Source organism: Pseudomonadota bacterium, assembly GCA_013285445.1.
GTDB lineage: Bacteria > Pseudomonadota > Gammaproteobacteria > Xanthomonadales > Wenzhouxiangellaceae > Wenzhouxiangella.
Genome location: CP053448.1, coordinates 1,905,713 through 1,930,611, shown reverse-complemented (window position 1 = coordinate 1,930,611; position 24,899 = coordinate 1,905,713). Strand labels below are relative to the sequence as shown.

Here is a 24,899-nt window from a genome sequence, read left to right as displayed (position 1 = left end):
ATGACAAAAGTGCCGGTGGTTGCCATCGTTGGCCGGCCCAACGTGGGCAAGTCGACGCTGTTCAATGCACTGACCCGCCGCCGCGATGCGCTGGTCGCCGACTTGCCCGGCGTTACCCGCGATCGCATTTACGGACGGGCACTGCTGGCCGGTCGGCCGGCAGTGATTATCGATACAGGCGGTCTGGACAAAGCCATGGATCGCGTCGGACAGGGCGCCCAAGGCCAGACCCGCCTGGCCATGGAGGAGGCCGATCTGCTGGTGCTGGTGACCGACGCCCGCGCGGGCGTGCTGCCAGCCGACCACGATATTGTCGTCGAGCTGCGCAGGCTCGACAAGCCGGTTGTTCATGTGGTCAACAAGACCGACGGGCTTGACCGGGATGTGGCGCTGGCCGAGGCCAGTGAGCTGGGTGTTGGCGAGGCCAGGGCGATTTCGGCCAGCCATCGGCAGGGATTGGCCGGGCTTGAAGAAGCGCTGGCGCAGGCGCTGCCAGAGGCCGGCGACCATGAACAGACGGGGCAAACCCCGGAAGTGCCCGGCCTGGCGCTGGTGGGTCGGCCCAACGTTGGCAAGTCAACTCTGCTCAACCGGCTGCTGGGCGAGGAGCGCGCGTTGGCCACACCGGTGCCGGGCACGACGCGCGATCCGATTCACGCCATCGTCGAGCGGGATGGTCTGCGGCTCGAACTGATCGATACCGCCGGTATCCGGCGGCGGCGGGGCAGCCACCAAGGGGTGGAGCGATTCAGCACCATCAAGTCCCTGCAGGCGATCGAGCAGGCCCAGCTGGTCTGCGTGATCTGCGACGGCACCGAAGGCGTGACCGATCAGGACGCCCGGCTGGTTGGCCATGTCATCGAGGCCGGTCGTGGCTTGCTGGTTGTGCTCAACAAGTGGGACGGCATCGATGAGGAACGACGACGCCAGCTGCTTTCGGAAGTCAGTGAGCGCCTGGACTTTGCCCGCTTTGCGCCGGTTGTGGTCATCTCCGCGCTGCACGGCAGCGGGCTTGGCGAGCTGACTGACGCCGTTGAACATGTCCATAGGGCCGGCTCGAAGTCACTGGCCACAGGTGCCCTGACCCGGGTGCTGCGCGACGCGGTGGACGCCCATCCGCTGCCTGCGGCTGCCGGTCGTGCGCCAAAGCTGCGCTATGCCCACGCTGGCGGACAGTTTCCGACCCGTATCATCATCCACGGCAACCGGACCAGTCACGTCGCCGACTCCTATCGCCGCTACCTGGCCAATCGCTTTCGGGCAGCATTCGATCTGGTCGGCATCCCCGTCCATCTTGTCTTCCGCGACAGCGATAACCCCTACGCCGGTCGTCGTAACCGACTGACCCCGCGCCAGATGCAAAAACGCCGGCGGCTGCGCAAGTTCGATCTGAAACGCACCAAGCGACGGTAGCCGCTGCGCGCGGATTGGCGATGCAATCAGAAGCCTGAGGTACTCAGGTAACGCTCGATCGAGTGCACCAGTGCCGGGTCGTCGGGCAGTACCGTCGGCGGCCAGTTCTCGACCAGTTCGCCACGTCGGTCAAACAGATACTTGTGAAACGTACCGCGGGGGAGCATCGCGTTGCCATGTTCCTGCAGCATCTCGATGAACAGCGCGTGAGCCCCGCGACCGGTGACCGCACAGCGCGCCGTAACCAGAAAATTGACCGGATACTCGGTGCGCAGAAATTCCGCGATACCGTCTTCGTCACGCGACTCCTCATCGAAGTCGGTACACGGTACGGCGAGTATTTCAAGCCCGGACTGCTGGTGCTGCGAATAGACCTGCTGCAAGCGGGCCAGCTGCGGCACGAACGGGCTGTCGGTTGCGATGTTGACCACCAGAAACGGCTGATTGCGGTAGCGGTCCAGATAAAGGCGGTTGTTGTTGATATCGATGAAGTGGTGGTTAAACAGATTCAACAGTAATCCTCCCCAAGACATGTCTCCGGCATCATCCTATCTTACAATGTGCCGCGACATGAACCCGCCTTGCCGCATTCTCGATGGTCGTGACGTCGCCCGGCGTCTGATCGCGCGCGTTGCCGATGCCGTGGCCGCGCGCGTTGCCAAGGGGTACCGTCCGCCGGGCCTCGCTGTGGTGCTGGTGGGTGATGACGCTGCATCCGAGGTGTATGTGGCCAACAAGGTACGTGCCTGTGAGCAGGCCGGACTTGTGTCGACCTCGCATCGGCTCAATCACGGCGTGAGTCGCAGTGAGCTTCTGGCACTGATCGACGCGCTCAACGACGATTCGTCGATTGACGGGATTCTTGTCCAGCTGCCGCTGCCGGCCCATCTCGATGAGCGCGAAATCACGCGCCGCATCCTGCCGGAAAAGGACGTTGACGGATTTCATCCGGTCAATATCGGCCGTCTGGCGGTGCGTGACCCTGGACTGCGGCCCTGCACGCCGCGCGGCGTCATGACCCTGCTGGCCGCTCATGGCATTGATCCGAAGGGGCAGCACGCGGTCATTGTGGGGGCGTCGAATATTGTCGGCCGGCCTCTGGCGCTGGAGTTGCTGCTGGCCGGTGCCACGGTCACGGTAGCCCACCGCTTCACGCGCAGCCTGGAGCGGCACGTGCGCGAGGCGGAACTGCTGTGCGTGGCCGTTGGCAAACCCGGCGTGGTTGCGTCGGACTGGATATCGCCGGGCTGCATCGCGGTGGATATCGGCATCACCCGGGGCGACGACGGCAAACTGAGTGGCGATCTGGATTTCGAGGCAGTGGCCGAGCGTGCGGCGTGGATCACGCCGGTTCCGGGCGGGGTGGGGCCCATGACAGTCGCTACACTGTTGCAGAATACCGCCGAGGCGGCCGGCCTGGTGGTGCGTGCCCCGTGACCGCCATCCGGGCATTTGCGCTGGCGCTGCTGCTCCTCTTGTCTGGCTGTGCGGCTTTCGTCGAGCGGGCAACGACGCGCCTGGCCGACGATCTGGAGCTGGTCATGCGCGCATACCCGGACCCTTCGACCGTATCAGCGGCGCTGCCGGCCTACCTGATGCTGCTCGAGGCCCGGGTGCGCGCGCGTCCTGACGATGTCGCGCTGCGATTGGCCACGGCGAGGCTTACGGCAACGCATGCGTCGCTGCTTGATCCGGAGCGCAGCAGCGACACCCGGCGGCACCTGACGACTCGGGCACTGATGCACGCGCGCCGGGGCGCATGCAGCCACGCCGAGATCCTGTGTGACCTTGATGTCATGGCCTATGACGATTTCGAGCAGCGCCTGTCCGATCTGCGGCCCGGTGATCTTGACACGGTGTATGTGCTGGCGACGAGCTGGGTCAGCTGGATCGAGGCTCACTCCGGGCAGTACTCGGCACTGGCCGACCTGCCACGTGCCGAGCTGTTGCTGGACTGGGTCGTGGCCGAGTCACCGGAGCATGATGATGGTCTGGCCTGGCTCTATCTGGCCGTGCTGCATTCGCAGCGGCCGCCCAAGGCGGGTGGTCGACCGGATCTTGCGGCCGCGTACTTCGAGCGTGCGCGCAGCCAGTCCTCGGGCAGGAACCTGCTTGTCGACGTGCTCATGGCCGACCACTACGCGCGCCTGCTCTTTGATCGCGAGCTCTATGTCGAGCTGCTCGAGTCGGTGCTCGACTCCGAGATCGACGATCCGGAGTATCGACTGATCAACGAGCTTGCCCGTCAACGGGCAGCCGCGCTACTGGACCAAACCGAACAGGTGTTTGACTGATGATACGAACGATCGCCATTGCCCTGCTGGGGCTGATACTGGGTACGACCGGATATGCGCAGCAGTTCAAGGTGGCCACCCTGGCACCGGACGGTTCGAACTGGATGGATCAGATGCGCATGGCGGCCGAGCGCGTCGAGCAGCGCACGGACGGACAGGTGAGTGTCCGGTTCTACCCCGGTGGTGTCATGGGTGATTCCAGCGCGGTACTGCGGCGCATGCGGCTGGGTCAGTTGCATGGCGGGGCATTTACGCTCGGTGATCTGGCCGACGTATCGGCAGCCGTCAACCTCTACTCCATGCCGTTCGTGTTTCAGTCGCTCGAAGAAATCCAGGCGCTGCGCGAGGAGTTTGATCCGCTGGTGCTCCAGGGCCTGGCCGAGGGCGGACTGGTGGCACCGGCCATCAGCCTGGGCGGGTTTGCCCTGCTGTTCAGTCACCGCGAGCTGCCGCAGCAAGCCGAACAGGTGACCAGCGCGTTCAGAATCTGGGTGCCTGCCGGCGATCGCCTGTCGCAGCAGACGCTCGAGCGCGCCGGCGCCACACCGGTGCCGCTGCCGCTGGCTGATGTATACACGGCGCTGCAGACCGGCGCGGTCAACACCTTCGCCGCCACGCCATCGGCGGCCATCGTTTTGCAGTGGCACACACGGGTCCGAAGCGTGCTGGACATGCCGCTGCTGATGACGGCCGGCACGGTCGGTTTCGATCAGCGCGCGATATCCCGGCTCAGCGATGAGCAGGCCAGAATCCTGAGTGAAGAATTCGCGGCCGCGCTGAATCAGATCGAGGCGCAGAATCGGGCCGACAACCAGGAAGCACGGGCGGCGCTGCGCAAACAGGGCATCCAGTTTGTATCGCCGGCTGCCGACGCCGTGTCTGGCTGGCACGACCTGGCCCGGCGAATCCGCCGCCAGGCGCTCGAGGCCGGCGATGTCACGCTGCCGCACTTCGAACGACTCGAGCAGCGTCTTGCGACCCTGCGCGGGCAATGACCAGGACACATCAGACCGGCGGCGCGCTGGGGCGCACGATTCGCGGACTGGAGCACGCATTGCTGACCGTGCTGTTCCTGACCCTGGTGCTGCTGGGTCTGACCCAGATTGGGCTGCGCAATTTTGCCGGCATCGCGCTGCCGTGGGCCGACGGTGCCATGCGGGCGCTGGTGTTGTGGCTGACCATGGTCGGCAGCGTGGTGGCGTCCGGCCAGCTGCGCCATATCCGTATCGATCTGGCTGAGCGATGGCTTGCACCGGCGGCCAGGCTGTGGCTGCGCCGCGGCATGTTTCTCGGCACGGCGTCGATCTGCCTGGCCATGACCTGGCTGGGCTTGCGCATTGTCGCGCTGGAGTACGAGTTCCGCGCGCTCGCCTTTCTCAGCGTACCGACCTGGACCGTGCAAGCGATCGTGCCGCTGGGCTTTGGCGTCATGGCTGCCAGATTCGCTGCCTGGACGATCCGTCCGCCCAGCAGACTGCTGTCTGCAGATCGACCGGCGCTGAGGGACGACGCGTGATCGTGCTCCTGCTGCTGGCCCTGGCCCTGCTGGGCATGCCGCTGTTTGCGGTCATCGGACTCGGCGCACTGTTCGGCTACTGGCGAGCGGAGCTGGATCCCGGTCTGGTGGCGATGGAGTTCATGCGCATCGGTGAACTGCCGGTGCTGGTCGCGCTGCCGCTGTTTACCTTTGCCGGCATACTGGTCGCCGACAGCCGGACGCCGCAGCGACTGGTCGACCTGACCCGCTCGGCCCTGGGCTGGCTGCCCGGAGGGTTGGCCATTCTGGCCTTGTTGCTGTGCGGGCTGATGACGGCATTTACTGGCGCCTCAGGCATCACGGTAGTGGCGCTGGGCAGCCTGCTATTGCCGGCGCTCATGCATGGCGGCTATTCCGAGCGGTTCAGCCTTGGCATGGTGACTGCCGGCTCCAGTCTCGGTGTTCTTTTTGCGCCCTCGCTGCCGCTGATCCTTTATGCAGTGGTTGCCCAGCAGGTCGCGCCCCGCTACGGGATCGGCGTCGACGACCTGTTTCTGGCCGGCCTTCTGCCCGGGCTGCTGATGGTGGTCCTGATGGCGGCCTACGCCGTCTGGATGCGCCGCGGTGCGCCGCGGGAGCGAGTTGAGCGCGTGCCGTTGGGCGCCAGTCTGAAGGCAATCGGGTGGGAACTGCCGCTCCCTTTTGTCGTGCTTGGCGGTATCTACGGCGGCTGGCTGCTGGTGGTCGAGGCGGCGGTCGTGACCGCTGCCTGGGTGCTGGTCACGCTGGTGCTGTTCCGCCGCGAAATCGCCTTTTCCCGTCTGCCGGCCATCATCTCCCAATCGATGGTGCTGGTCGCCGCTATCCTGATCGTGCTGGGGATGTCGATGGCCTCAACCAATGTCATGATCGATGCTGGCGTGCCGCAGCGTCTGTTCAGCGCGGTCGAGCCGCTCGTTGACAGCCGGATTGTCTTTCTGCTCGCGGTCAACCTGGTCTTGCTGGTTGCGGGCATGCTGCTCGATATCTTCGCCGCACTCGTCATACTGGTGCCACTGATCCTGCCGGTCGCCCTGGCCTTCGGCGTCGACCCGGTGCATCTTGGCGTGATCTTCCTGGCCAATCTTCAGATTGGCTACTGCACGCCGCCGATCGGCATCAACCTGTTTCTGGCAAGCCATCGCTTCAACCGCGATATACTGACAGTCTATCGGGCCACGCTGCCGTTTCTGGCCATTCTGCTGATTGCCTTGTTGATCATTACCTGGTGGCCGGCATTGTCGTTGTGGCTGCCCGGCATCGCCGGCAGCGCTTGAGAAAATGTTTCACTTCTGGAACACTTGCCGGATGGGCTCGCCACAGTGGCGGGCCGAGCAGGATCAACGCACGGGGGAGATAACAGCGTGAATACTCATATCCGGCCTTATTCGGTCTGTCGTAACCCGGCGCTGTTTATCAAACACCCGGCCCGACATTGATGGTTACTGCAGCCGCGGACAGGTCGCGAGGCGGGCGCGTTGGCATCCAGCTGATTCGCTTCGGCAGCCTGCTGCTGATTGCATGTGGACTGTTTGCCCTGGTGACAGGTGCCGTCACGCTGTATTTGCAGCTGGACAGCCAGCTGGCGTTGGAACGCGCCGGGCGGGCAGCCGGCGAGCAGGTTCGAACGATTATCGACCGGATCGATCGGATTCAGTCCCGATTGACCGACTATCCCGTGATACGGGCGGCGCAGGCCGATCTTGACGCGGGCGCACGCCATGCCCCGCGACTGAGAACCCTTCTCCGCGAGGCAAGCATCGACAACATCCTGACGCTCCAGCTGGTGCCCATGCCGCTCGACCGCGTGCTAGACAACGACGAGCTCGAGCGCGACTACGCGATGATCGAATCGATCGTGGCGGCGGCACGCCGCGGCGCCGCTGAGGTGCGGGTTCACTATCCGGCAAGTGCGCGTGAGAGCCTGGCATTCGCGCAGCGCCTGCCCGAGCAGGACGGGGTGATCTTCCTGCGTCTGACGGTCAGCACGATCTCCAGCCTGCTCAAGGCCGATGAGCGGCTTGACTATGTCGCCCTGATGGCAGCAGCCGATGGGCACCGCCTGGCACTGGCAACCCTCGGGCAGGCCGGTGAGTATCGTCTCGGACGGATTCCCGTTCCGGAGTCTGAGCTGATGCTCGAGTGGGGCCGCGCGGTGACCGCATCGCCACTTGATCTGCGAACGGCGGTCATTGTGGGCAGTTCCGGTCTGCTGGTCCTGATGCTTGGTCTGCTGGTCCGACGCCGGACCCGTCTGGCCTCGCTGCTGCAGCGTGAGTCAACGCGAGGGCCGGAAGCGGGCCGGGAGCCGGCACCAGGCCCAGGCGCCGATACCGATCAGACGCTGGTTGTAGATGCTGCTCCCGGTGCAGAAAAGCCCGCTGTGTCGCCCGGCGCCCCAGCCAGGCCGCCCGAGGATGATCTGCCCGCCTGGCTGCTCGGCGAGGAGCAGACCCCGACACCGGACAAGGCCGAACCGCATGCGGCGGGCCGAGGCTCTGGCAAGGACACCGCCCCGTCAACGGCAGAGACCGCCGCGGCGGATCCGGCGCACCCGAAAACCGGCCAGGCCGCTCAGCCGGCCTCGAACCGCGACGGTCTGCATATCGAGGACGGCGCCCTGGTCGGAACGGCAAGCGGGATGGACCATCCAGCGTCCGCCCGCGACCTGGGACGGCGCATCGGCGCACTGGCTCGCCGGCGCGGCGTCGCCAGCCTGATGATCGGGCGCAACCGTGAGGCGCAGACGAACGGTCTTCTCGCCGGTCTGGGCGAGGGGTTGGCCAGTGCCGGCCTGGATGTGCTCGACGGTGGCATCTTGCCGTGGCCGGTGCTGCAATCGGCCGCCGTTCGCCACACTGATGGATCGGCGCTGATGGTGGGTGTTGCGGGCGCGTCGTCCGGGCACTTTTCGATACGAATCGTGCTGGACGGCGACCTGCTGGGTCGACAGGCTCTCGAGCGCTTGCTGCAGGACGCCGAGCCGGAGGCCGAAACAGCCGCCGCCGGTGTCGTGAAGCAGCTGGAAGCAGTCGACGCATACCTATCGGCTTCGAACCGGCAACCACGGCTCAAGCAGGCCCTCAAGGTCGCGATCGACTGCAGGGGAGGGGTGTGCGCCCGAGTCGTGCCGACCGTGCTTGAAGCGCTCGGTGCCGAGTGTATTCCGATGCAAACCGATGCGTCGGCGGCTGATGATCGAACGGGCCTGAATCCGACTGATGCCGATGCGCTGTCCGAACTCAGGCTTTGTGCGCGCAGTTTCGGCGCCGATCTCGGTCTGGCCTTCGACGCCGACGCCAGTCGCCTCGCCGCCGTCGGGCCGCGTGGTGAGCCACTCTTGATCGATCAGATCCTGATGCTGCTGGCCGCCGAGCAGCTGGAAAGTGACGGGTCTGCGACCGTGGTCCTGGATCCCTTCTTCTGCCGTGCCCTGATCGATTTCATCGAATCGAAGGGCGGGCGCGTGATCCGCACGGCTCCCGGCCCGACCGCCGTACAGAACGGCATCCGCCAGTCCTCGGCGCCGCTCGGTGCCACCGTGTACGGCCACGTGTTCACGGTCGGCAGTGGTCATGGCCAGTATGATGCACTGGCCGGCGCAATTGCGCTGTTGCGCGCGCTCGACCGGCAGGGCACTGCGCTGCGCGAACACCTCAGCCAGCTGCCCGGGCTGCTGGCCTCACCGCTGCATCGTGTCGTGATCTCGGGTGCGGACGCGGCCGGGATCGCGCATCGAATCGGCCAGCGCTCGGGGCTGGAGCGAATTGATTCTGGAACCCCCGCTGCACTGTGTTACGCAAGCACCAGTGCTGGACTGACCATCGGCGAATCGGTGGCAGACGGATCGCTGCTGCTGCGCTTCGAAGCCGCCGACCCGGACACGCTGAATCGCCTGCGCCGCCGGTTGCGAGAGGCGATTGGCCAGGTTTTGCCGGGGCAGTCACCGTCGTTCTGACCACGCATAATAGCGAACGCAATTCCCACTGTGATGCGCCAAACGTGATTTATATCACGTAAAGAATCGTGTAAGATGCCGGGGACCAGTCAGTAGGGGTCGCGCAGTCTTGGCGGATATCCAGTCGTTCGACTACAGCAAGCTGATCGGAAGGACCTTTGGGAACTTCGTGGTGGTCCGCGAGCTCGGGCGGGGCGCCATGGGCGCCGTGTTTACCGGCTATCAGAAATCGCTCAAGCGCCAGGTGGCAATCAAGTTGCTGCCCAAGGCGCTGGCGGCAACCGACCGGGCCCGCCAGCAGTTCCGTGATGAAGCGGAAACCACGGCCTTGCTCGATCACCCCAACATCATCACGATTTTCGAAAGCGGGGAAGACGACGAGTATTTCTTCCAGGTCATGCAGCTGATCGATGGCCGTGATCTCGACTGGCTGATTCAGCGCCTGCGCCGCCATCCCGTGCCGGCCCGGCGCCGAATGCCGATGCAGCACGCGCTGCGACTGGTCGGCGAAATGCTTGACGGTCTGGCTTACGCGCACGAGGAGGGCGTGATACACCAGGATCTCAAGCCGGCCAATATCCTTGTCGACAACCGCACGGGCCGGGCGCTGATTGCCGATTTCGGCATTGCCAAGACCAAGCAGATCGAGTTCTTTGCCCGCGGCATGACCGTGGGCACGCCGAAGTACCTGTCGCCCGAGCAGGCGGCCGCCGAGGACACGGACTGCCGTACCGATATCTATGCCGCCGGCGTCATTCTGTTTGAGCTGCTGGCCGGCGTGCTGCCGGTGCGTGACGAGAATGCCCGCGATACCGTCGCCCGAAAGGTCAACGCGCCCGACTCGTTTTTTCTGCGTCGCCCCATCGACTGCGGTCCGCCCATTGATCGGGCGATGGCGGCGATTATCGAACGCGCGACCGCAGCCGATCGTGGCCGCCGCTACGGCAGCTGCGCGAGCTTTGCCACGGCACTGCGGAAGTGGTCGAGTACCAGGCAGAGTGCCGTCTCATGAGCACGGTCAGCCCCCACGGCATTGAAGCACGCAGCGCCGAGATTCTGGCACGCCAGATCAATACGGCGTTTGCCAATGCCTGCGGCTACGGTCTGGCTCACCCGATGACGCAACGCGCTTGCCAGACCGTGCACGCCGCATTGGCTGAGGCGCTTCAGGTTGAGGGCTCCCTCACCCTGATGGTCGACCGGGGCACGCTGTTCATCGAGAAACACCCTGTCGGGCAACGCTTCAATCCGCATCGCCTGATCAATCTGTTCAATCGCATCGAGCTCGAATCGGTCACTTTCGATAGCGGAATCGGTGAGGCCGATGTGCACGGCCTGATCGAAACCCTGTCCGAACTGGACCAGTTCGAATCGGTGGCCGAGGCGTCGCGCGCGCTGGACGACAAGGGCGTCGGCGGAATTCGATTCAACTATGTCGTGTATCGCAAGATGACCGCGGACCAGGAAATCGTCGGCGGTGCAGGTGGGTCAGCGGCCGATAGCACCGGCGGATCGATTGCATCAGACCGCGGGACGGCCAGCAGCGGGTTTGAAAGCGCGCTTGGCGCGTTCGATTCCATGATGTCGCTCAACGACATGGTTGCCCATCCGGAAGAGGCGGCCGGTCAGCTCAGCGTCTCGGCAGGCGACCAGGATACCCGGTCCCGGAAACGGCTGATTGCGCACCTCAGGAAGCTGGCGCGCGAGATCGAAAGCGGTGCCGCAATCAATGCGGCCGCTCTCGATTCCCAGGATTTCCTGGCAGCGCTCAACGCCATCCGCCAGCGCGTTCGCCAGACGGTTAGCGCCCGTGCCGACTTCGATCGCATCCAGTCCGAAGAGCAGTCGGTCATCGATGAAGTCGATCAGCTGACCTACACGACCCTGGTCTCGCTGGTGCGTGAGGAGTATCGCAACGGCCAGTTCTCGACCCGCCGTATGGCACAGATCATTCAGCGAATGCTGCCGGATCCGCGTGATCTCAAGCGCCTCCTGCCGCAGTTGCGCCAGGGGCTGCTCGACGAGGGCATGCAGATGTCCGACTACGCCGCCCTGGTGCATGAACTGTCGACCGAGCTGCGCGGTGATCACGTGGTCCGGGCGCTTGAGAGCGGTGCGGAAAGCGTCGGTCTGGATGTCGATGAGCTGGTCTCGCAGATCGAGGAGGACCCGCATGAAGCAGCGCGCCTGGTCGTTCTCGCCTCCGAGCTGAGGCGCAGCGGTGCCGGCGAAGAGGAGCAGCTTTCATCCGCGTTCAGTGACTACATCGAGCGGGTGGCCGACCGTCTGCTTGGCGATGAGGCCCGCCAGCGCAAGCCGCTTGACCCGGCCGAGGTGAAAAGGCAGCTCGAGCAGGTGCAGAAGCGACTGGTCGAACAGCTCAGTCTGCGCGACCTTGATCCGGCGATTACCGCCACACTCAGCCGGCAGCTTCAGGATCGCGTCGAGCGAAGTGTTGACCAGTCCAGACTGCGGCTCGTCGATCGCCTGCTGGGCGAGGGGGATACCGACGAGGCTGTCGAGAACCTGGAGCGGCTGGCACAGGCATTCGACAAGCCGGAGGATCTGCAGCGCGTCGCCGGGTCGTTATCCGAGCTGATGGCTGCACGCGGCTATGATGCGCGGCAGGTTGCCGAGCTGCTCGAGCAACTGTCGGGCAAGCTGCTTGACCAGCAGCCGCCCCCATTGCCATCCGGTGTGTTGTCAGTCGCCAACACCGCGCTGTTTTTCAAGCGAGAAATCAAGAGCGCGCAGCGCTATGACACACCCTTTTCGATCATCAAGATACTGCCGGAACGACTATGTCTGCCCGAGGGTGGTACACGCGCGGTCGAAACCGCGGAACTGGCCTTTCTCATGCCGCCACTCTACGAGCTGTTGATTGGTCAGGCACGCGATCTCGATCTCGTCGGCTCGCTCGACCGGAAGGCCAGGGCGGTTCCGCTTCTGATCCTGCCCATGACTGACCAGGCCGGTGCCGATATCGTCCGCGAGCGCTTGCTTGGCCTGCTTTCAACATCGGTGTTTCGCATTCCCGTCGGCAGTTTCCGCCTCGATGCCACCGTTACCGCCCTGGGCTATGATCTGGGCGAAAAGCCGGAAGCCAACGCGTTCCTCACCCAGCTCAGGCAGCAACAGCAGGCCGATCGTCGCGACAACCTGGGTTAGACTCGATCCATGATGACTGTATCGTCACCAGCCGGTCTGGTCGCGGCCGGAATGGCTGTAGTGCTGCTAGCTGCCGGCTGTAGCACCGCACCAGAGCGGGAGTCGCCACCAGCCCAGCCACAACCGGCTGTGCCGGCAACCGAGCCGGGACCGGCCGCTGTCGGCCCGCTGGAACGGGCGCTGGAGCACCTGCAGGCCGGCCGCATGGCCGCAGCCGGGGCACTGCTTGAGCGTATCCTGAGCGACCATCCCGGGCATCCGCTGGCTGCGCTGCTCTATCGGCAACTGACTGACGACCCAGGCGCAGTGCTCGGCGGGCCGTTCGTCGAGATCGAAGTGGGTCCGGGCGACACCCTTTCACAGATCGCTGCCCGGCATGCCGGTGACCCGATGCTCTTTGTCGCCCTGGCTCGTCTCAACGGCATTGACCGGCCAGGCTTGATCGAGGTGGGTCAGCGTCTTGCGGTTCCGGCAGGCGACCGTGACGCAGCTTCCGGCGATGACTCCGAAATCGAGGTCACTGCAGCCGCACTGCTCGCCGCCGGTCGAGCGCAGCAGGCATACTCACTGCTCTTGAGTGTGGTGCGCTCGGGCGAGACCACTGAAACATTTGACAATCTGCTTACGGAAGCGGCCATGCGTCTTTCGGAGCGGTGGCTGGTTGCCGGCGATACCCGGCGGTCGCTCGACGCGCTGTCCGGTGCTGCCGGCTGGCTCAATTCCCCGGCCAACACGAAAGCGCTGAACCGGCAGCGCGAGCGCATCCAGTCGCGTATCCTGCTGGCGCGCGCGCGTCGGGCACTGGACAGTGAGAAAAGCGGGGAAGCGCTCATGCTGCTGCGCCGGGCGCGCGAATACGATGCCGACCTCGGCCGGAGTGACGAACAAGCCGCCGGTGTGATCGAGCCCTTGACCGAACACTATCACGCCCTGGCGCTGTCGGCCTGGCGCGAGCAACGTGTCAATCAGGCCATCGCCCTGTGGGAGCAGGTCGTCGAGATCGATCCCCGGTTCGAGCCGGCAGCGGTTTATCTGGCACGGGCCAAAGCGCTCCGGCAGCGACTCGATGCCATGCCGCCGCCGGGCGAAGGCCCCAGTTAGCCGTCACGCTTTCGGTTCGTGATTGGCAGAATCTTGGCTGATTCGTCCTTTGCCGACAGCTCCACCGTCTCGTCGGTGGCTGCCTCCGGATTCCGGCACTCGGCAAGCGGTGCATCATCGGCCGATTCAGCTGTACTTCCGAAGCGTTGGTCAAGGCGAACGGCCATGTCGTTGAACTGGCGATAGAGGGAATGCAGGGCGTCGCGATGGTCGGTTTCCAGCCGGGTATCGAACTGCCCGCGACCGATGCGCTGAAGGCCACGATTGATCTGCTGCAGCGAGCGCTGATGGCGACGCCAAAACCAGACCACGCCGGTGCCGAGTACCGTAAGCGAAACGACGAAGACCAGCACCAGCATAAGCAGGGTCGTGCGTGCCGCCGCTTCCAGAGGCTCGGCATCTATACCCAGCTGTATCGAGCCGATCCGCCGGGTCTGGTAGCGAACCGGGGTCCGGAACTCCAGATCGCCGTCGTAACGCCTGATCAGGCGCACGCCGCCCTGTTCGCGCTCGACCTTCGCGTCGATCGGTTCGGCGCGCGTTTCGCCCTGCATGAACGGATTCGTGCTGGCCTGAACGACACCGCTGCTGTCGCTGACGTGCAGAAAGGTCACGCGCGGATTGACCGAAAAGTCGAACACCAGGTTCGACAGGGCCGTCGTGTCGTCCAGCATCAACGCCTCAGCGGTTTCCCGGGCAATGACTGACGCCAGCGCATCACCGTAACCGTAAGTGGATTCGGTCATGGCCGTGATCTGCGTCTGATAGACCCACGCCAGGCCCGAGCCGAGCACCGCGGCCAGCGCCAGGCCCAGGCCAAGCGGCCAGCGCCAGGCGCTGGAGTGCTGGCGCACGGCCCGAAGCAGGCCGCGGTCCATGTCATCGCGTATTTCCTCGAGCTCCCGGAGGACCTGGCCGCCGGTGGCCGGACGCGCGTCGGCATTCTTGGCCAGCAATCGATGGACCAGGTCAACCAGGTCAACCGGTGTTCGGCCGTCGCGTGGCCGCAGTCGCGGGGGGGCATGGTGCACGATCTGCTGGGCGAGAGCGCCAATCGAGTCGGCGTCAAAGGGCAGCTCGTCTCCAAGCAGGCGATAGAGGACGACGCCGAGGGCGTACAGGTCGGCGCGACCGTCAATCTCGCGTGCCTGGATATGTTCCGGCGCCATGTATTTTGGCGTGCCGGCAATGGTATTGTCGGAACGGCGTCCCGAGTCCGTGCCCTCGATGATCGCGGCAATCCCGAAATCGACCAGCTTGACCAGGCCGGATTCGGGGTTGTAGTAGATATTTGACGGCTTGACGTCCCGGTGGATGATCCCGCGTTCGTGGGCGTAGTGCAAGGCATTCGAAAGCTGAACGGCGATCGACAGGGTCTGGTCGATATCGGGATGATGGCCATCGGCCAGATAGGCTTCCAGGCTCTGGCCCGGGATGCGCTCCATGACCAGATAGGGCTGCCCCTCGTATTGGCCAACGTCGAACACCGTAACGATGTTGGGATGGCTCAACCCCCCTGCCGAACGGGCCTCACGCAGAAACCGTTGCCGGCTCTTGAGGTCGCGGGCAAAGCGCTCACGCAGCACCTTGACGGCCAGATGCCGGTTGATGTGCGGATCGAATGCTTCGTAGACGATTGACATCGACCCGCGTCCAAGTTCGCGTTCAATCCGGTATCGTCCGATTCGTTCCATTCCGGCATTGTACGCAAGCGGCCGTATACGCTCCAGTTTCAGCGCTGGCTGAGATAGAAGCGAATGGCAATCCAGTCATAGAGGGCGTGAATGACGATCGGCACCAGCAGGTTGCCGTTCCAGTGATAGATCAGCCCAAGGTACAGTCCGATGACGGTCGCGACGATCAGATAGGCGAGGCTGACGGCGTGAACCAGGCCGAACAGCGCGGCAGCGACCGCGATGGCAATGACGGGGTGCGCCAGGCCTGCCAGACCATCCTGTACAACACCCCGAAACAGCAGTTCTTCACCGACGCCGGCCAGCAGCGAGACCAGGACGACCGAGCCGGGCCAGGCGCGCTGAAAAACCGCATCGAGCATCTGCTGTACCAGCCGGACCAGTTCACCGGCCCAGCGCCAGCGCCGGGCGGCAGCGGGCATCATCGCCAGGATCAGCAGCAGCGGCAGCGTGCCGGCGAACGCGATAAGAAGATCGGCGCCAACCGGCTCGATGCGCTGCCAGGGGCGCAGCCCGAACAGCAGCGCCAGCGCGACGCCCAGCACCACGATGCCGCCCTGGAACACCAGCGCCACGGTCAGCGTACGGCGCATGAGCCGGTTCAGCCAGAGGTTTTCTTGCTGGCTTTCTTGCGCGATGCCGATTTCTTTTTCGACGTCTTCTTGCCGGCTGGCTTCTTCGTGCCTTTCTTGCGGCTTGCGGTTTTCTTCGACGTGTTCTCGCCGCCTTTGGTGCTGCGGTTTGACCGTCCGCTGCCCGGTTCACGCTCAACGATGGCCGCCACACCCATGCCGCCGGCGGTGCAGATTGAAATCAGCCCGCGACCGGAGCCTGCAAGCGCAAGGGTATGCGCCAGAGTTGCCAGAATCCGCGCCCCGGTGGCGGCGAACGGATGACCGATGGCGACCGAGCCGCCGTGCACGTTCATTTTGCTGCGATCGATTTCGCCCAGCGGCTTGTCAAGCCCGAGGCGGTCTCGGCAGTAGCGTTCCGAGGCCCACGCCTTGAGCGTGCACAGCACCTGGGCGGCGAAGGCCTCATGAATCTCATAGAAATCGAAATCGTCGAGCGACAGCCCGCTGCGCTGCAGCATTTCAGCAACCGCCACCGTGGGTGCCATGAGCAGCCCTTCATCACCATTGACGTAGTCAACTGCAGCCGTGCGACCGACCGTCAGCCATGCCAGCACCGGCAGATCGTTCTGTCGGGCCCAGTCTTCCGAGGCCAGCAGCACCGCTGCCGCGCCGTCGGTCAGCGGGGTCGAGTTGCCGGCGGTCAGCGAGCCATGGCGGGAGCGGTCGAAGGCCGGCTTCAGGCTGGCAAGTTTCTCGAGGCTGGAATCGGCGCGTACGTTGTTGTCGCGGATGACGCCGGCATGCGGTGTGACCAGATCGTCGAAAAACCCTGCGTCCCAGGCCTGGGCGGCCTTGCGGTGACTGTCGAGGGCCAGCTCATCCTGCTCCTTGCGCGTCACGTTCCACTCACGCGCCATGCGCTCGCAGTGCTGACCCATCGACAGCCCGGTGCGGGGTTCGGAATTGCGCGGGGGCTGCGGTGCCAGTTCCGACAGACGAAAGCCCTTGAACGCCTTGATACGCTCGCCCAGGCTCCTGGCCTTCGACAATTTCATCAGGCGACGCGCAAACCGCTGGGTAAACACAATCGGCACATCCGAAGTGGTGTCGGTGCCGCCGACCAGAGCACACTCGATCTGGCCGTCGGCAATCTGGCTGCCGGCAAGCAGCGCCGCTTGCAGGCTTGTGCCGCAGGCCTGCTGCATGGTCACAGCCGGCGTCAGCGGTGACAGACCGGTTGATAACACGGCCTCGCGCGCCAGATTCCAGTCGCGCGAATGCGTGGTCACCGCACCGGCGATGACTTGATCGATTTTCTTGCCGTCGAGCCCATAGCGATCGACAACGGCCTGGAAGGCAGACGTCAGCATGTCCAGATTGGTCTGCTCGGCGTAGAGCGTGCCGGAGCGGCAGAACGGAATGCGCCGACCGCCGATGATGGCAATTCTGCGCAGGCTGTTATCGGACATCAGGAAGACTCCTTGTTGACTGCCGCATCGCCGTTGACGGCGCGGCTCTCGAGATAGTGCATCGGTCCGCCCCGAAACGGCGCAAACCCGGTACCGAAAATCATTCCGGCGTCAAGCAGGTCGGCATCTTCGACAACGCCATCATCCAGACAGGCGCGGCACTCCTCGAAGTACGGCGCCATCAGCCGCTCGGCGAGGTCATCCAGGTCATGCCCCTCGTGGGCATCGCTGTCGCGCTGCGGCTTGCCGTCTTTCCAGCGATAGAACCCTTCTCCGGATTTCTTGCCCAGCTTGCCGGACTCAACCATCTCCTCGAGCACCTTGCGATCCTCTCCGGCGGCGTCGCCCATCAGCGTCTTGATCACGCCCAGGCCGACGTCCAGTCCGACCGTATCAGCCAGCTCGACCGGCCCCATGGGCATGCCAAATGCTTCCGCAGCACGATCCAGGGCTTCCTTCGGAATGCCCTCGCGGTGCAGCTTCATCGCGTTGCGCATGTAGGGCGCGAGTACGCGATTGACCAGGAAGCCGGGTGTCGAGGTCACGGGCAGAGCGTACTTGCCGATCTGAGTGGCGAAACTCGAGCCATCCTTGACCCGCTCGGCATCGGACTTGTCGTTGTCGTAGACCACTTCAACCAGCGGCATCCTGGCCACCGGATTGAAGAAATGCAGGCCAATGAGCCGCGAGGGATCGTCGAAAACATCCGACAGTTGGTCCAGCGGGATGGCCGAGGTATTGGTCGCGACCAGCGCGTGTTTGGGTGCCTGCTTGTTGACGGTTTCGAACAGTTCACGCTTGGCGTCGCGGTCCTCGAAGATCGCTTCGATGACGACATCGGCGCGACTCAGACCCCTGCCATCCACATCTGCGATCAGCCGCGTTCGGGCTGCCGCCACCGCTGTGGTTGACTTGAGTTTGCGCTTGAACAGCTGGCCGGCCCGCTTGAGCGCCGGTTCGATGTACTTCATCTCGCGATCCTGGAGGGTCACTTCCAGGCCGCGCGATGCGCACCAGGCGGCAATATCACCGCCCATGACCCCGGCACCGATGACATGAACGCGACGTGCACGGAAATCACTGCGCTTGCCCTGGGCCTTGAGCTGCTCCATCAGGCGGAACACGCGCCGCAGGTTGCGCGAGGTGTCGCCGGCAAGCAGGCGTGGCACCTGCCGGGCCTCGATGCGGATCATTTCAGCGCATGAGTTGCCGGCCTGCTCGAACGCGTCAATCAGCGCGTAGGGTGCCGGGTAGTGCTGTTTTTTTGCCTTGCGGCCGGTCTGCTTTCGCATCTGGCCGACCAGGAATTTCCGTACCGGTGACCAGGTGGTGGCGCGGGCGATCCAGCCCGGCCGCCGAGACTTGCGCTGTTTGAGTATCGCGTTTCGCGCCGCCCAGCGCAGCGAGCCATGCTGGCCGACCGTTTGATCGATCAGGCCGAGCGCGCGGGCAGCGCGGGGGCGCAGCATCTTGCCGGTCAGCATGATCTGCATCGCCTGCAGCCCGCCGATGGTCCGAATGCTGCGACCCGAGCCGCCAAAGCCGGGATAGATACCCAGATTGACCTCCGGGAAACCTATTCGGGTGTGCTCGGCGTCCAGCGCAATGCGCCAGTCGAAACACAAGGACAGCTCGAGCCCCCCGCCCAGGCAATAACCTTCGAAGGCAACCGCGGTCGGAAACGGCAGCTGGTCGATGCGATCGAACAACGCATGCACCCGACGCACGTTTTGCTGCAGGGTGTCGATATCGCTGGTGGCGTCGAATTCGCGCACGTCGGCGCCGGCCACGAAGTTGTCCGGCTTGCCGGACATCAGCACCAGCCCCGTCGGTCGCTGGTTCTCGAGCTCGGAGACGATACCGTCGAGCTCGCTCAACACCTCAGTACCCAGCGTGTTGACCTTTTCGTCGGCGCGGTCCAGGTAGAGCCAGACAATGTCGTCGAGATCCTGGCTTATCCGCCAGTGCTTGCGGGAACTGCCTTGTTGGGTGTCGGGTGACATCCGGCATCACTCCGTTCAGGGACGTATGGGTAGCTTATCACCTCACGCGATCGGCTCGCGCGCAATCAGTCGCGATGGAGCGCATTGATGGCCCCGTAGGGCGGCAGGCCGAGACCGAAGAGGTCGAGCAGCTCGACCAGCGCGATCAGCGGCAGGCCGATCAGCGCGGTCGGATCGTTACTGCAGATCGCGGTGGTCAGACCAATACCAAGGCTTTCGCTGCGCATCGCGCCGGCACAGTCCAGCGGCCGGTCGGCTTCCACGTAGGACCGGATCCCGGCCGGGCTGAGGTGGCGCATATGCACTTCGGTTGGTACCAGCCGGGCTTCGGTGCGATGTCCATCGCTGACCGCCACGGCAGTATGGAAGACCACCCGTTGGCCGCTGATCGAAGCCAGCTGGCGACAGGCCTGCTCCACGCTGCCCGGTTTGCCGAGCAGACGATTCCGGCATTCTGCGACCTGATCCGAACCAATAACCAGCGCCCCGTTCGGGACGGGGCTCAACGCTTCGGATTTGGCGCGGGCCAGCCTGACGGCCAGCTGATCGCCCCGCTCGCCGGAGCGGGGGGTCTCGTCAACCTGCGGTGCGTGAACCGAAAACGCCAGCTGCAAGCGTTCCAGCAAGGCGCGGCGGTAGGGAGAGCTCGAGGCGAGCACCAGTGGCGGCATCGCAAAAGCCTGCTTTTCGGACATGGCAATATTGCTGAGACGGTTGAGCGGATGGTATACTGAACGGCTTATGTCGCGTGACTTTCCCGACTGGATCGATCCGGACCGGGCGGCAGCCGCCAGGCGCGTGTTCAGCGGGACGATACCGCTGTCACGACTGCAACGTCTGGTTGGCATCATAGCTGATCCTGGCGATTCGGAGGTTGGTTTCCGAATGGATATCGGCCACGATGGGCAGCGCCAGGTACGGGTCGATATTGAAGTCTGGGGCAGCGTGCGGCTGCGTTGCCAGCGCACGCTGGAGGTTTTCGAATACGCGCTGGAGAGTCGGTCGGTGGTTGGAATCGTAACCACTGATCAGGCCGCGGATGCGCTGCCCGAGGATTACGAGCCGCTGCTTTGCACGACCGGCCGGGTCGAACTGCTTCGCCTGGTCGAGGAAGAAGTGTTGCTTGCGCTGCCGCTGGTGCCCGTCTCGCCGCACTCGGAGCGGGTTGGCGGCCAGGCCGGCGGCAGGGACACCCACCGTCCGTTTGCCGGACTGGCGCAGCTGCGTCGAAAAGGCAACAAGGATTAGCTGAAAGGAGAATATTCATGGCAGTCCAGAAAAGCCGCAAGACGCCCTCGAAGCGGGGCATGCGCCGATCACACGATCGCCTGCGGGCGACCGCAACATCGGAGGATCCGACGACCGGTGAGATTCATCGCCGGCACCACGTATCGCCGGAGGGCTTCTACCGTGGCCGGCAGGTGGTCGAGGTGGCGCCCGAAGTTGACGAGGACGATCTCGAGTCGGCAGAAAACTGATCGTTGCCCGGGCGGGTGAACGCGCAATCAGCCAGATCGGTGGCTGTCGATGCCATGAGCGGCGACGGCGGACTCGAGGTGGCGCTGGGTGGCGCTCGCCTGGCGCTGCAGCATGACGACGGGCTGACGCTGACGCTGGTCGGCGAGCGGACTTCGATCGATGCCGGCGTGGCTCGCTGGCCGGACGCCCTGCGCCGGCGCGCGGGTGTGGCCGCGGCCGAGCATGTTCTGCCGATGGATGTTGACACGGCCCGCGCCCTTCGGCAGGGGCGCGGTAGCAGCATGCATCAGGCCATCGAACTGGTCGCGTCAGGGCGGGCTGGAGCGGTCGTCAGCGGCGGCAATACCGGCGCACTCATGGCGCTGTCGCGCCAGCGCCTGGGCATGCTGCCCGGCATCGAGCGTCCGGCGCTGATGGCTGCCTTGCCGGTGCCCGGCGGGACGGTCTGGGTCCTGGACCTGGGCGCCAATATCGGTGTTGACGCGCGCCGTTTGCTGGAGTTTGCGCGGCTCGGACATACGGCCGTGCGCGTACTCTCCGAACGCAACCCGGCCATCGGGCTGCTCAACATCGGGCGTGAGCCCGGCAAAGGCCCGGACGTGGTGCGTGAAGCGGCGCGGCTGATCGCCGCCGAGCCTGAAATCGACTATTACGGTTTTGTCGAGGCGGATCAGGTATTTGCCGGACAGGTCGATCTGGTGGTCTGCGACGGGTTCGCCGGCAACGTACTGATCAAGGGCGCCGAGGGCATCGTGCGCCTGCTGTTTGCCGAGCTGCGCAGGTCGGTCGGCCGGGGGGCGTTAGCCTGGGTGATTCGGCGTCCGATGCAGCGTCTGCATGACAGGCTGGATCCGGCCCGGCATAATGGGGCCCCGCTGCTTGGCCTGCAGGGGGTCGTCATCAAGAGCCACGGCGGGTCCTGTCAGCGAGGTTTTGCGTCGGCCATTGGCCTGGCCGCCCTGGAAATGCGTCACAAGCTGGTACCGAAGCTGGAGCAGGCGCTCTGGGCCAGCTATTGAAAGGGAATACTGGATTTTGAGCACCTACGCCCGCATCATCGGTACCGGTCGCTATCTGCCGGAGAAGATACTCACCAACCGCGATCTCGAGCAGATGGTCGAGACCAGCGACCAGTGGATCCGTGACCGCACCGGCATTTGCCAGCGGCACATTGCCGCCGATGACCAGACGACCTGTGACCTGGCCGAGCAGGCCGCCCTCGAGGCGCTCGCCGATGCCGGCATCAAGCCGGGGGAGATTGACCTGCTGCTGGTCGGCACAACCACGCCGGACGTGGTTTTTCCCTCGACGGCCTGTTTGCTGCAGCACCGCCTCGGTCTGGGTGAGTGCGGCGCATTCGACATCAACGCCGCCTGCTCGGGCTTCATCTACGCGCTGTCGGTCGCCGATCAGTACATTCGCAACGGCACCGCGCGCAACGTGCTGATTGTCGGTGCCGAGACGCTTACGCGGATGGTGGACTGGAATGACCGCAGCACCTGCGTGCTTTTCGGTGACGGCGCCGGCGCCGCTGTGCTGACCGCCGACGACGAGCCCGGGATTCTGTCGACCCATATCCACGCCAACGGCGGCTACGGTGATCTGCTCAAGGTCGACGTCGGCGTCTCGCGCGGGTTCGAGGCCGAAGAACGAGGCGGCCTGAGTATACAGATGCGCGGTAACGAGGTGTTCAAGGTGGCCGTCAACACGCTCGGTCGTATTGTCGACGAGACGCTGGCGGCCAACCAGCTCGACAAGACAGACCTGGACTGGCTGATTCCGCATCAGGCCAATCTGCGCATCATCAAGGCTACCGCCCGCAAGCTCAAGATGCCCATGGAGCGCGTCATCGTGACCGTCGACAGACACGGCAACACCTCGGCCGCCTCGGTGCCCATGGCGCTTGACGAGGCGTTGCGCAGCCAGCGAATCCGGCGCGGCGACCGGCTGCTGCTGGAGGCGTTCGGCGGCGGGTTTACCTGGGGCGCTGCGCTGATCGCCTACTGATCTCGGGTACCCGATACCTACAGGGCAAACGCTGGAGGATTCATGACGCAATTTGCAATGCTGTTTCCGGGGCAGGGTTCGCAGTCGATCGGTATGCTGTCAGCCCTGGCTGAACGGCACGCTGAGGTGCGCCAGACCCTTGACGAGGCCGGCGGCGTGCTTGAGCTCGATTTGTGGCGACTGGTCCGGGAAGGGCCGGAGGCGGACCTCAACCGCACCGAGATCACCCAGCCAGCCATCCTGGCCGCCTCGGTTGCGGTATGGCGCGTCTGGCGCAAGCTCGGTGGCCCGGCCCCGGCGCGCCTGGCGGGTCACAGTCTTGGCGAATACGCGGCCCTGGTCGTGGCCGAAGCGCTGGACTTTCGGGCGGCGCTGACGCTGGTGGCCGAGCGCGGCCGGCAGATGCAGGCCGCGGTGCCGACCGGCCGTGGTGCCATGGCCGCGATCCTTGGCCTGGATGATGAAGTCGTCGGCGCGATCTGCCGCGAGGTGGCCGAAGACGAGCTCGTGGTGCCCGCCAATTTCAACTCGCCCGGCCAGATCGTGATCTCGGGTCACGCGCCGGCGGTCGAACGTGCCGTCCACAAGTGCAGTGAAGCCGGTGCCCGGCGCGCGGTCATGCTACCGGTCAGCGTACCGTCACACAGCCCGCTCATGGCGCCGGCAGCACAAGCGATGGCGCAACAGCTCGAGCAGGTATCAATCGAGGCGCCCGGGATTCCGGTGGTGCACAATCACGATGCGGCCTGCCACGAAACCCCTGCGGCCATTCGCCGGGCCCTGGTCGAACAGCTGGTGGCCCCGGTGCGTTGGACAGACAGCATGCGCGCGCTCACGGCCGACGGTATCATGCGGTTTGTCGAGTGTGGGCCGGGACGGGTCTTGACCGGACTGGGACGCCGAATCGAGCGCCAGGCCGACTGGGCCGCTCTGGAGGCGCCGGACGCGCTCGAGCAGGCCATTGCTGAATGTTCGCAGGAGGACAAATGAGGCCCGAAACACGACTGCGGATTGACGATCGGATTGCGCTGGTGACCGGCGCCAGTCGCGGCATCGGGGCGGCCACGGCCGACTGGCTCAGGTCGCTCGGCGCCGACGTCTTCGGTACGGCAACTTCTGGCGCCGGCGCCGAACGCATCAGCGAGCGGCTGGGCGAGGGGCGAGGGCTGGTACTCGATGTTGCAGACAGCGACGCCATTACCGGCTGCGTCGACATGATTGGCCAGCGTGCCGGGCCGGTGACCGTTCTGGTCAACAACGCGGCCATCACCCGCGACCAGCTGTTGATGCGCCTGAAAGACGAAGACTGGGACGCGGTCCTCGACACCAATCTCAAGGGCGCGATGCGCATGACCCGTGCCTGCTTGCGCGGTATGCTCAAGGCACGCTTCGGACGCATCATCAGCCTGTCCTCGGTCGTCGGCTACAGCGGTAATCCGGGACAAAGCAACTATGCCGCCGCCAAGGCCGGTCTGGCCGGTTTTACCCGTTCCATTGCCCAGGAGCTGGGCAGTCGCGGCATTACCGCCAACGTCGTGGCGCCGGGCTTCATCGATACCGACATGACCCGGGCGCTCGACGACGGGCAGCGCGAACGGCTTCAGGCCGGCATTCCGCTCGGCCGGCTCGGTGAGGTCGACGAGGTTGCCGCCGCGATCGGTTTTCTGGCTTCTGAGGCGGCCGGCTACATCACCGGTCAGACGCTGCACGTCAACGGCGGCATGTATATGACCTGATCAAACGCGTACCGCCCGGCCCGGGATCTGACCCGTTCCCGGACCAAGGCCCGGGGCAATCGGCCGATTGAGTAGTTCGAAAGTTAGTTGAAAAGTAGGTGGTTATATATTGATTTAGCTATGATTGTCTGTTTCGCAGGCAGGAAATTGTGTCATGTCAAGCTGGCGAGACATGCATTTTGTCACTACAATGTGCCCGCTTTGGGCCATCCCTTTCACAGAGGAAATCACCAATGAGCAGTATTGAAGAACGCGTCAAGAAGATTGTTATCGAACAGCTCGGTGTCAAGGAAGAAGAAGTGACGCCGAGCGCGTCCTTTGTCGACGATCTGGGTGCCGACTCACTCGATACCGTCGAGCTGGTCATGGCGCTGGAGGAGGAATTCGAATGCGAGATTCCCGACGAGGAGGCCGAAAAGATCACCAGCGTGCAGCAGGCGATCGACTACATCAAGGCCAACGTCGACCAGTAATGCCAGTGGCCTC

Annotated in this window: 23 protein-coding genes; 17 read left to right on the top strand and 6 right to left on the bottom strand. The window is 64.6% G+C overall.

What is annotated here, in order from left to right:
- Entirely contained in the window at positions 1 to 1,413 is a 1,413-nt protein-coding gene (der, locus tag HND55_08755; protein QKK02727.1) for a ribosome biogenesis GTPase Der, read from the top strand.
- A gap of 26 nt (positions 1,414 to 1,439) precedes the next feature.
- Here the strand turns inward: der and HND55_08750 are convergent, their stop codons facing one another.
- A complete protein-coding gene (locus tag HND55_08750; GenBank protein QKK02726.1) occupies positions 1,440 to 1,925 on the bottom strand; it encodes a hypothetical protein in 486 nt (161 codons plus the stop codon).
- Positions 1,926 to 1,983: 58 nt separating this feature from the next.
- Here HND55_08750 and folD point away from each other — a divergent pair, with 58 nt between their 5' ends.
- The 9 genes from folD (at position 1,984) to HND55_08705 (ending at position 13,450) form a co-directional block, all read left to right on the top strand.
- Positions 1,984 to 2,850 (top strand): bifunctional methylenetetrahydrofolate dehydrogenase/methenyltetrahydrofolate cyclohydrolase FolD, encoded by an 867-nt coding sequence (folD, locus tag HND55_08745; protein ID QKK02725.1) that lies wholly within the window; start codon positions 1,984 to 1,986, stop codon positions 2,848 to 2,850.
- Entirely contained in the window at positions 2,847 to 3,707 is an 861-nt protein-coding gene (locus HND55_08740; GenBank protein QKK02724.1) for a hypothetical protein, read from the top strand. Before folD ends, HND55_08740 begins: the two co-directional genes overlap by 4 nt.
- Positions 3,707 to 4,702, top strand: a complete 996-nt coding sequence (gene dctP / locus HND55_08735; protein QKK02723.1) for a TRAP transporter substrate-binding protein DctP — start codon at positions 3,707 to 3,709, stop codon at positions 4,700 to 4,702. Before HND55_08740 ends, dctP begins: the two co-directional genes overlap by 1 nt.
- The gene (locus HND55_08730; GenBank protein QKK02722.1) at positions 4,699 to 5,223 is read left to right on the top strand and encodes a TRAP transporter small permease; all 525 of its coding nucleotides are present in this window, start codon (positions 4,699 to 4,701) and stop codon (positions 5,221 to 5,223) included. The genes dctP and HND55_08730 overlap by 4 nt, the downstream gene beginning before the upstream one ends.
- Positions 5,223 to 6,500 carry a TRAP transporter large permease subunit gene (locus HND55_08725; protein QKK04049.1) on the top strand — a complete coding sequence of 426 codons (1,278 nt, stop codon included), beginning with the start codon at positions 5,223 to 5,225 and terminating at the stop codon, positions 6,498 to 6,500. Before HND55_08730 ends, HND55_08725 begins: the two co-directional genes overlap by 1 nt.
- 161 nt (positions 6,501 to 6,661) lie before the next feature.
- Positions 6,662 to 9,181: a hypothetical protein gene (locus HND55_08720; protein QKK02721.1), complete on the top strand. Its 2,520-nt coding sequence runs from the start codon at positions 6,662 to 6,664 to the stop codon at positions 9,179 to 9,181.
- Positions 9,182 to 9,290: 109 nt separating this feature from the next.
- Complete coding sequence (locus HND55_08715) at positions 9,291 to 10,193, top strand: serine/threonine protein kinase (GenBank protein ID QKK02720.1); 903 nt, start codon at positions 9,291 to 9,293, stop codon at positions 10,191 to 10,193.
- A complete protein-coding gene (locus tag HND55_08710; GenBank protein ID QKK02719.1) occupies positions 10,190 to 12,349 on the top strand; it encodes a hypothetical protein in 2,160 nt (719 codons plus the stop codon). The genes HND55_08715 and HND55_08710 overlap by 4 nt, the downstream gene beginning before the upstream one ends.
- 9 nt (positions 12,350 to 12,358) lie before the next feature.
- Positions 12,359 to 13,450: a LysM peptidoglycan-binding domain-containing protein gene (locus tag HND55_08705; GenBank protein QKK02718.1), complete on the top strand. Its 1,092-nt coding sequence runs from the start codon at positions 12,359 to 12,361 to the stop codon at positions 13,448 to 13,450.
- Here the strand turns inward: HND55_08705 and HND55_08700 are convergent.
- From HND55_08700 to maf, 5 genes are all read right to left on the bottom strand, one after another.
- A complete protein-coding gene (locus HND55_08700) occupies positions 13,447 to 15,093 on the bottom strand; it encodes a protein kinase (protein ID QKK02717.1) in 1,647 nt (548 codons plus the stop codon). The genes HND55_08705 and HND55_08700 overlap by 4 nt on opposite strands.
- An 89-nt stretch (positions 15,094 to 15,182) precedes the next feature.
- Complete coding sequence (locus tag HND55_08695; GenBank protein ID QKK02716.1) at positions 15,183 to 15,737, bottom strand: CPBP family intramembrane metalloprotease; 555 nt, start codon at positions 15,735 to 15,737, stop codon at positions 15,183 to 15,185.
- An 8-nt stretch (positions 15,738 to 15,745) separates the two neighbouring features.
- Positions 15,746 to 17,188, bottom strand: a complete 1,443-nt coding sequence (locus HND55_08690) for an acetyl-CoA C-acetyltransferase (protein ID QKK02715.1) — start codon at positions 17,186 to 17,188, stop codon at positions 15,746 to 15,748.
- Positions 17,188 to 19,191, bottom strand: coding sequence for a hypothetical protein (locus tag HND55_08685; protein QKK02714.1), 2,004 nt, complete (start codon positions 19,189 to 19,191; stop codon positions 17,188 to 17,190). The genes HND55_08690 and HND55_08685 overlap by 1 nt, the downstream gene beginning before the upstream one ends.
- A 65-nt stretch (positions 19,192 to 19,256) precedes the next feature.
- Complete coding sequence (gene maf / locus HND55_08680; protein ID QKK04048.1) at positions 19,257 to 19,862, bottom strand: septum formation protein Maf; 606 nt, start codon at positions 19,860 to 19,862, stop codon at positions 19,257 to 19,259.
- A 70-nt stretch (positions 19,863 to 19,932) separates the two neighbouring features.
- Here maf and HND55_08675 point away from each other — a divergent pair, with 70 nt between their 5' ends.
- The 7 genes from HND55_08675 (at position 19,933) to acpP (ending at position 24,886) form a co-directional block, all read left to right on the top strand.
- Entirely contained in the window at positions 19,933 to 20,439 is a 507-nt protein-coding gene (locus tag HND55_08675; GenBank protein QKK02713.1) for a hypothetical protein, read from the top strand.
- A 17-nt stretch (positions 20,440 to 20,456) separates the two neighbouring features.
- Positions 20,457 to 20,669 (top strand): 50S ribosomal protein L32, encoded by a 213-nt coding sequence (gene rpmF / locus HND55_08670; protein QKK02712.1) that lies wholly within the window; start codon positions 20,457 to 20,459, stop codon positions 20,667 to 20,669.
- A 15-nt stretch (positions 20,670 to 20,684) separates the two neighbouring features.
- Positions 20,685 to 21,689: a phosphate acyltransferase PlsX gene (plsX, locus tag HND55_08665; protein QKK02711.1), complete on the top strand. Its 1,005-nt coding sequence runs from the start codon at positions 20,685 to 20,687 to the stop codon at positions 21,687 to 21,689.
- Between the two features lie 13 nt (positions 21,690 to 21,702).
- A complete protein-coding gene (locus HND55_08660; protein ID QKK04047.1) occupies positions 21,703 to 22,677 on the top strand; it encodes a ketoacyl-ACP synthase III in 975 nt (324 codons plus the stop codon).
- Between the two features lie 42 nt (positions 22,678 to 22,719).
- Positions 22,720 to 23,667, top strand: a complete 948-nt coding sequence (gene fabD, locus HND55_08655) for an ACP S-malonyltransferase (protein ID QKK02710.1) — start codon at positions 22,720 to 22,722, stop codon at positions 23,665 to 23,667.
- A gap of 14 nt (positions 23,668 to 23,681) precedes the next feature.
- The gene (gene fabG, locus HND55_08650; GenBank protein ID QKK04046.1) at positions 23,682 to 24,413 is read left to right on the top strand and encodes a 3-oxoacyl-ACP reductase FabG; all 732 of its coding nucleotides are present in this window, start codon (positions 23,682 to 23,684) and stop codon (positions 24,411 to 24,413) included.
- Positions 24,414 to 24,646: 233 nt separating this feature from the next.
- A complete protein-coding gene (gene acpP / locus HND55_08645) occupies positions 24,647 to 24,886 on the top strand; it encodes an acyl carrier protein (GenBank protein QKK02709.1) in 240 nt (79 codons plus the stop codon).
- Positions 24,887 to 24,899 lie beyond the last annotated feature (13 nt).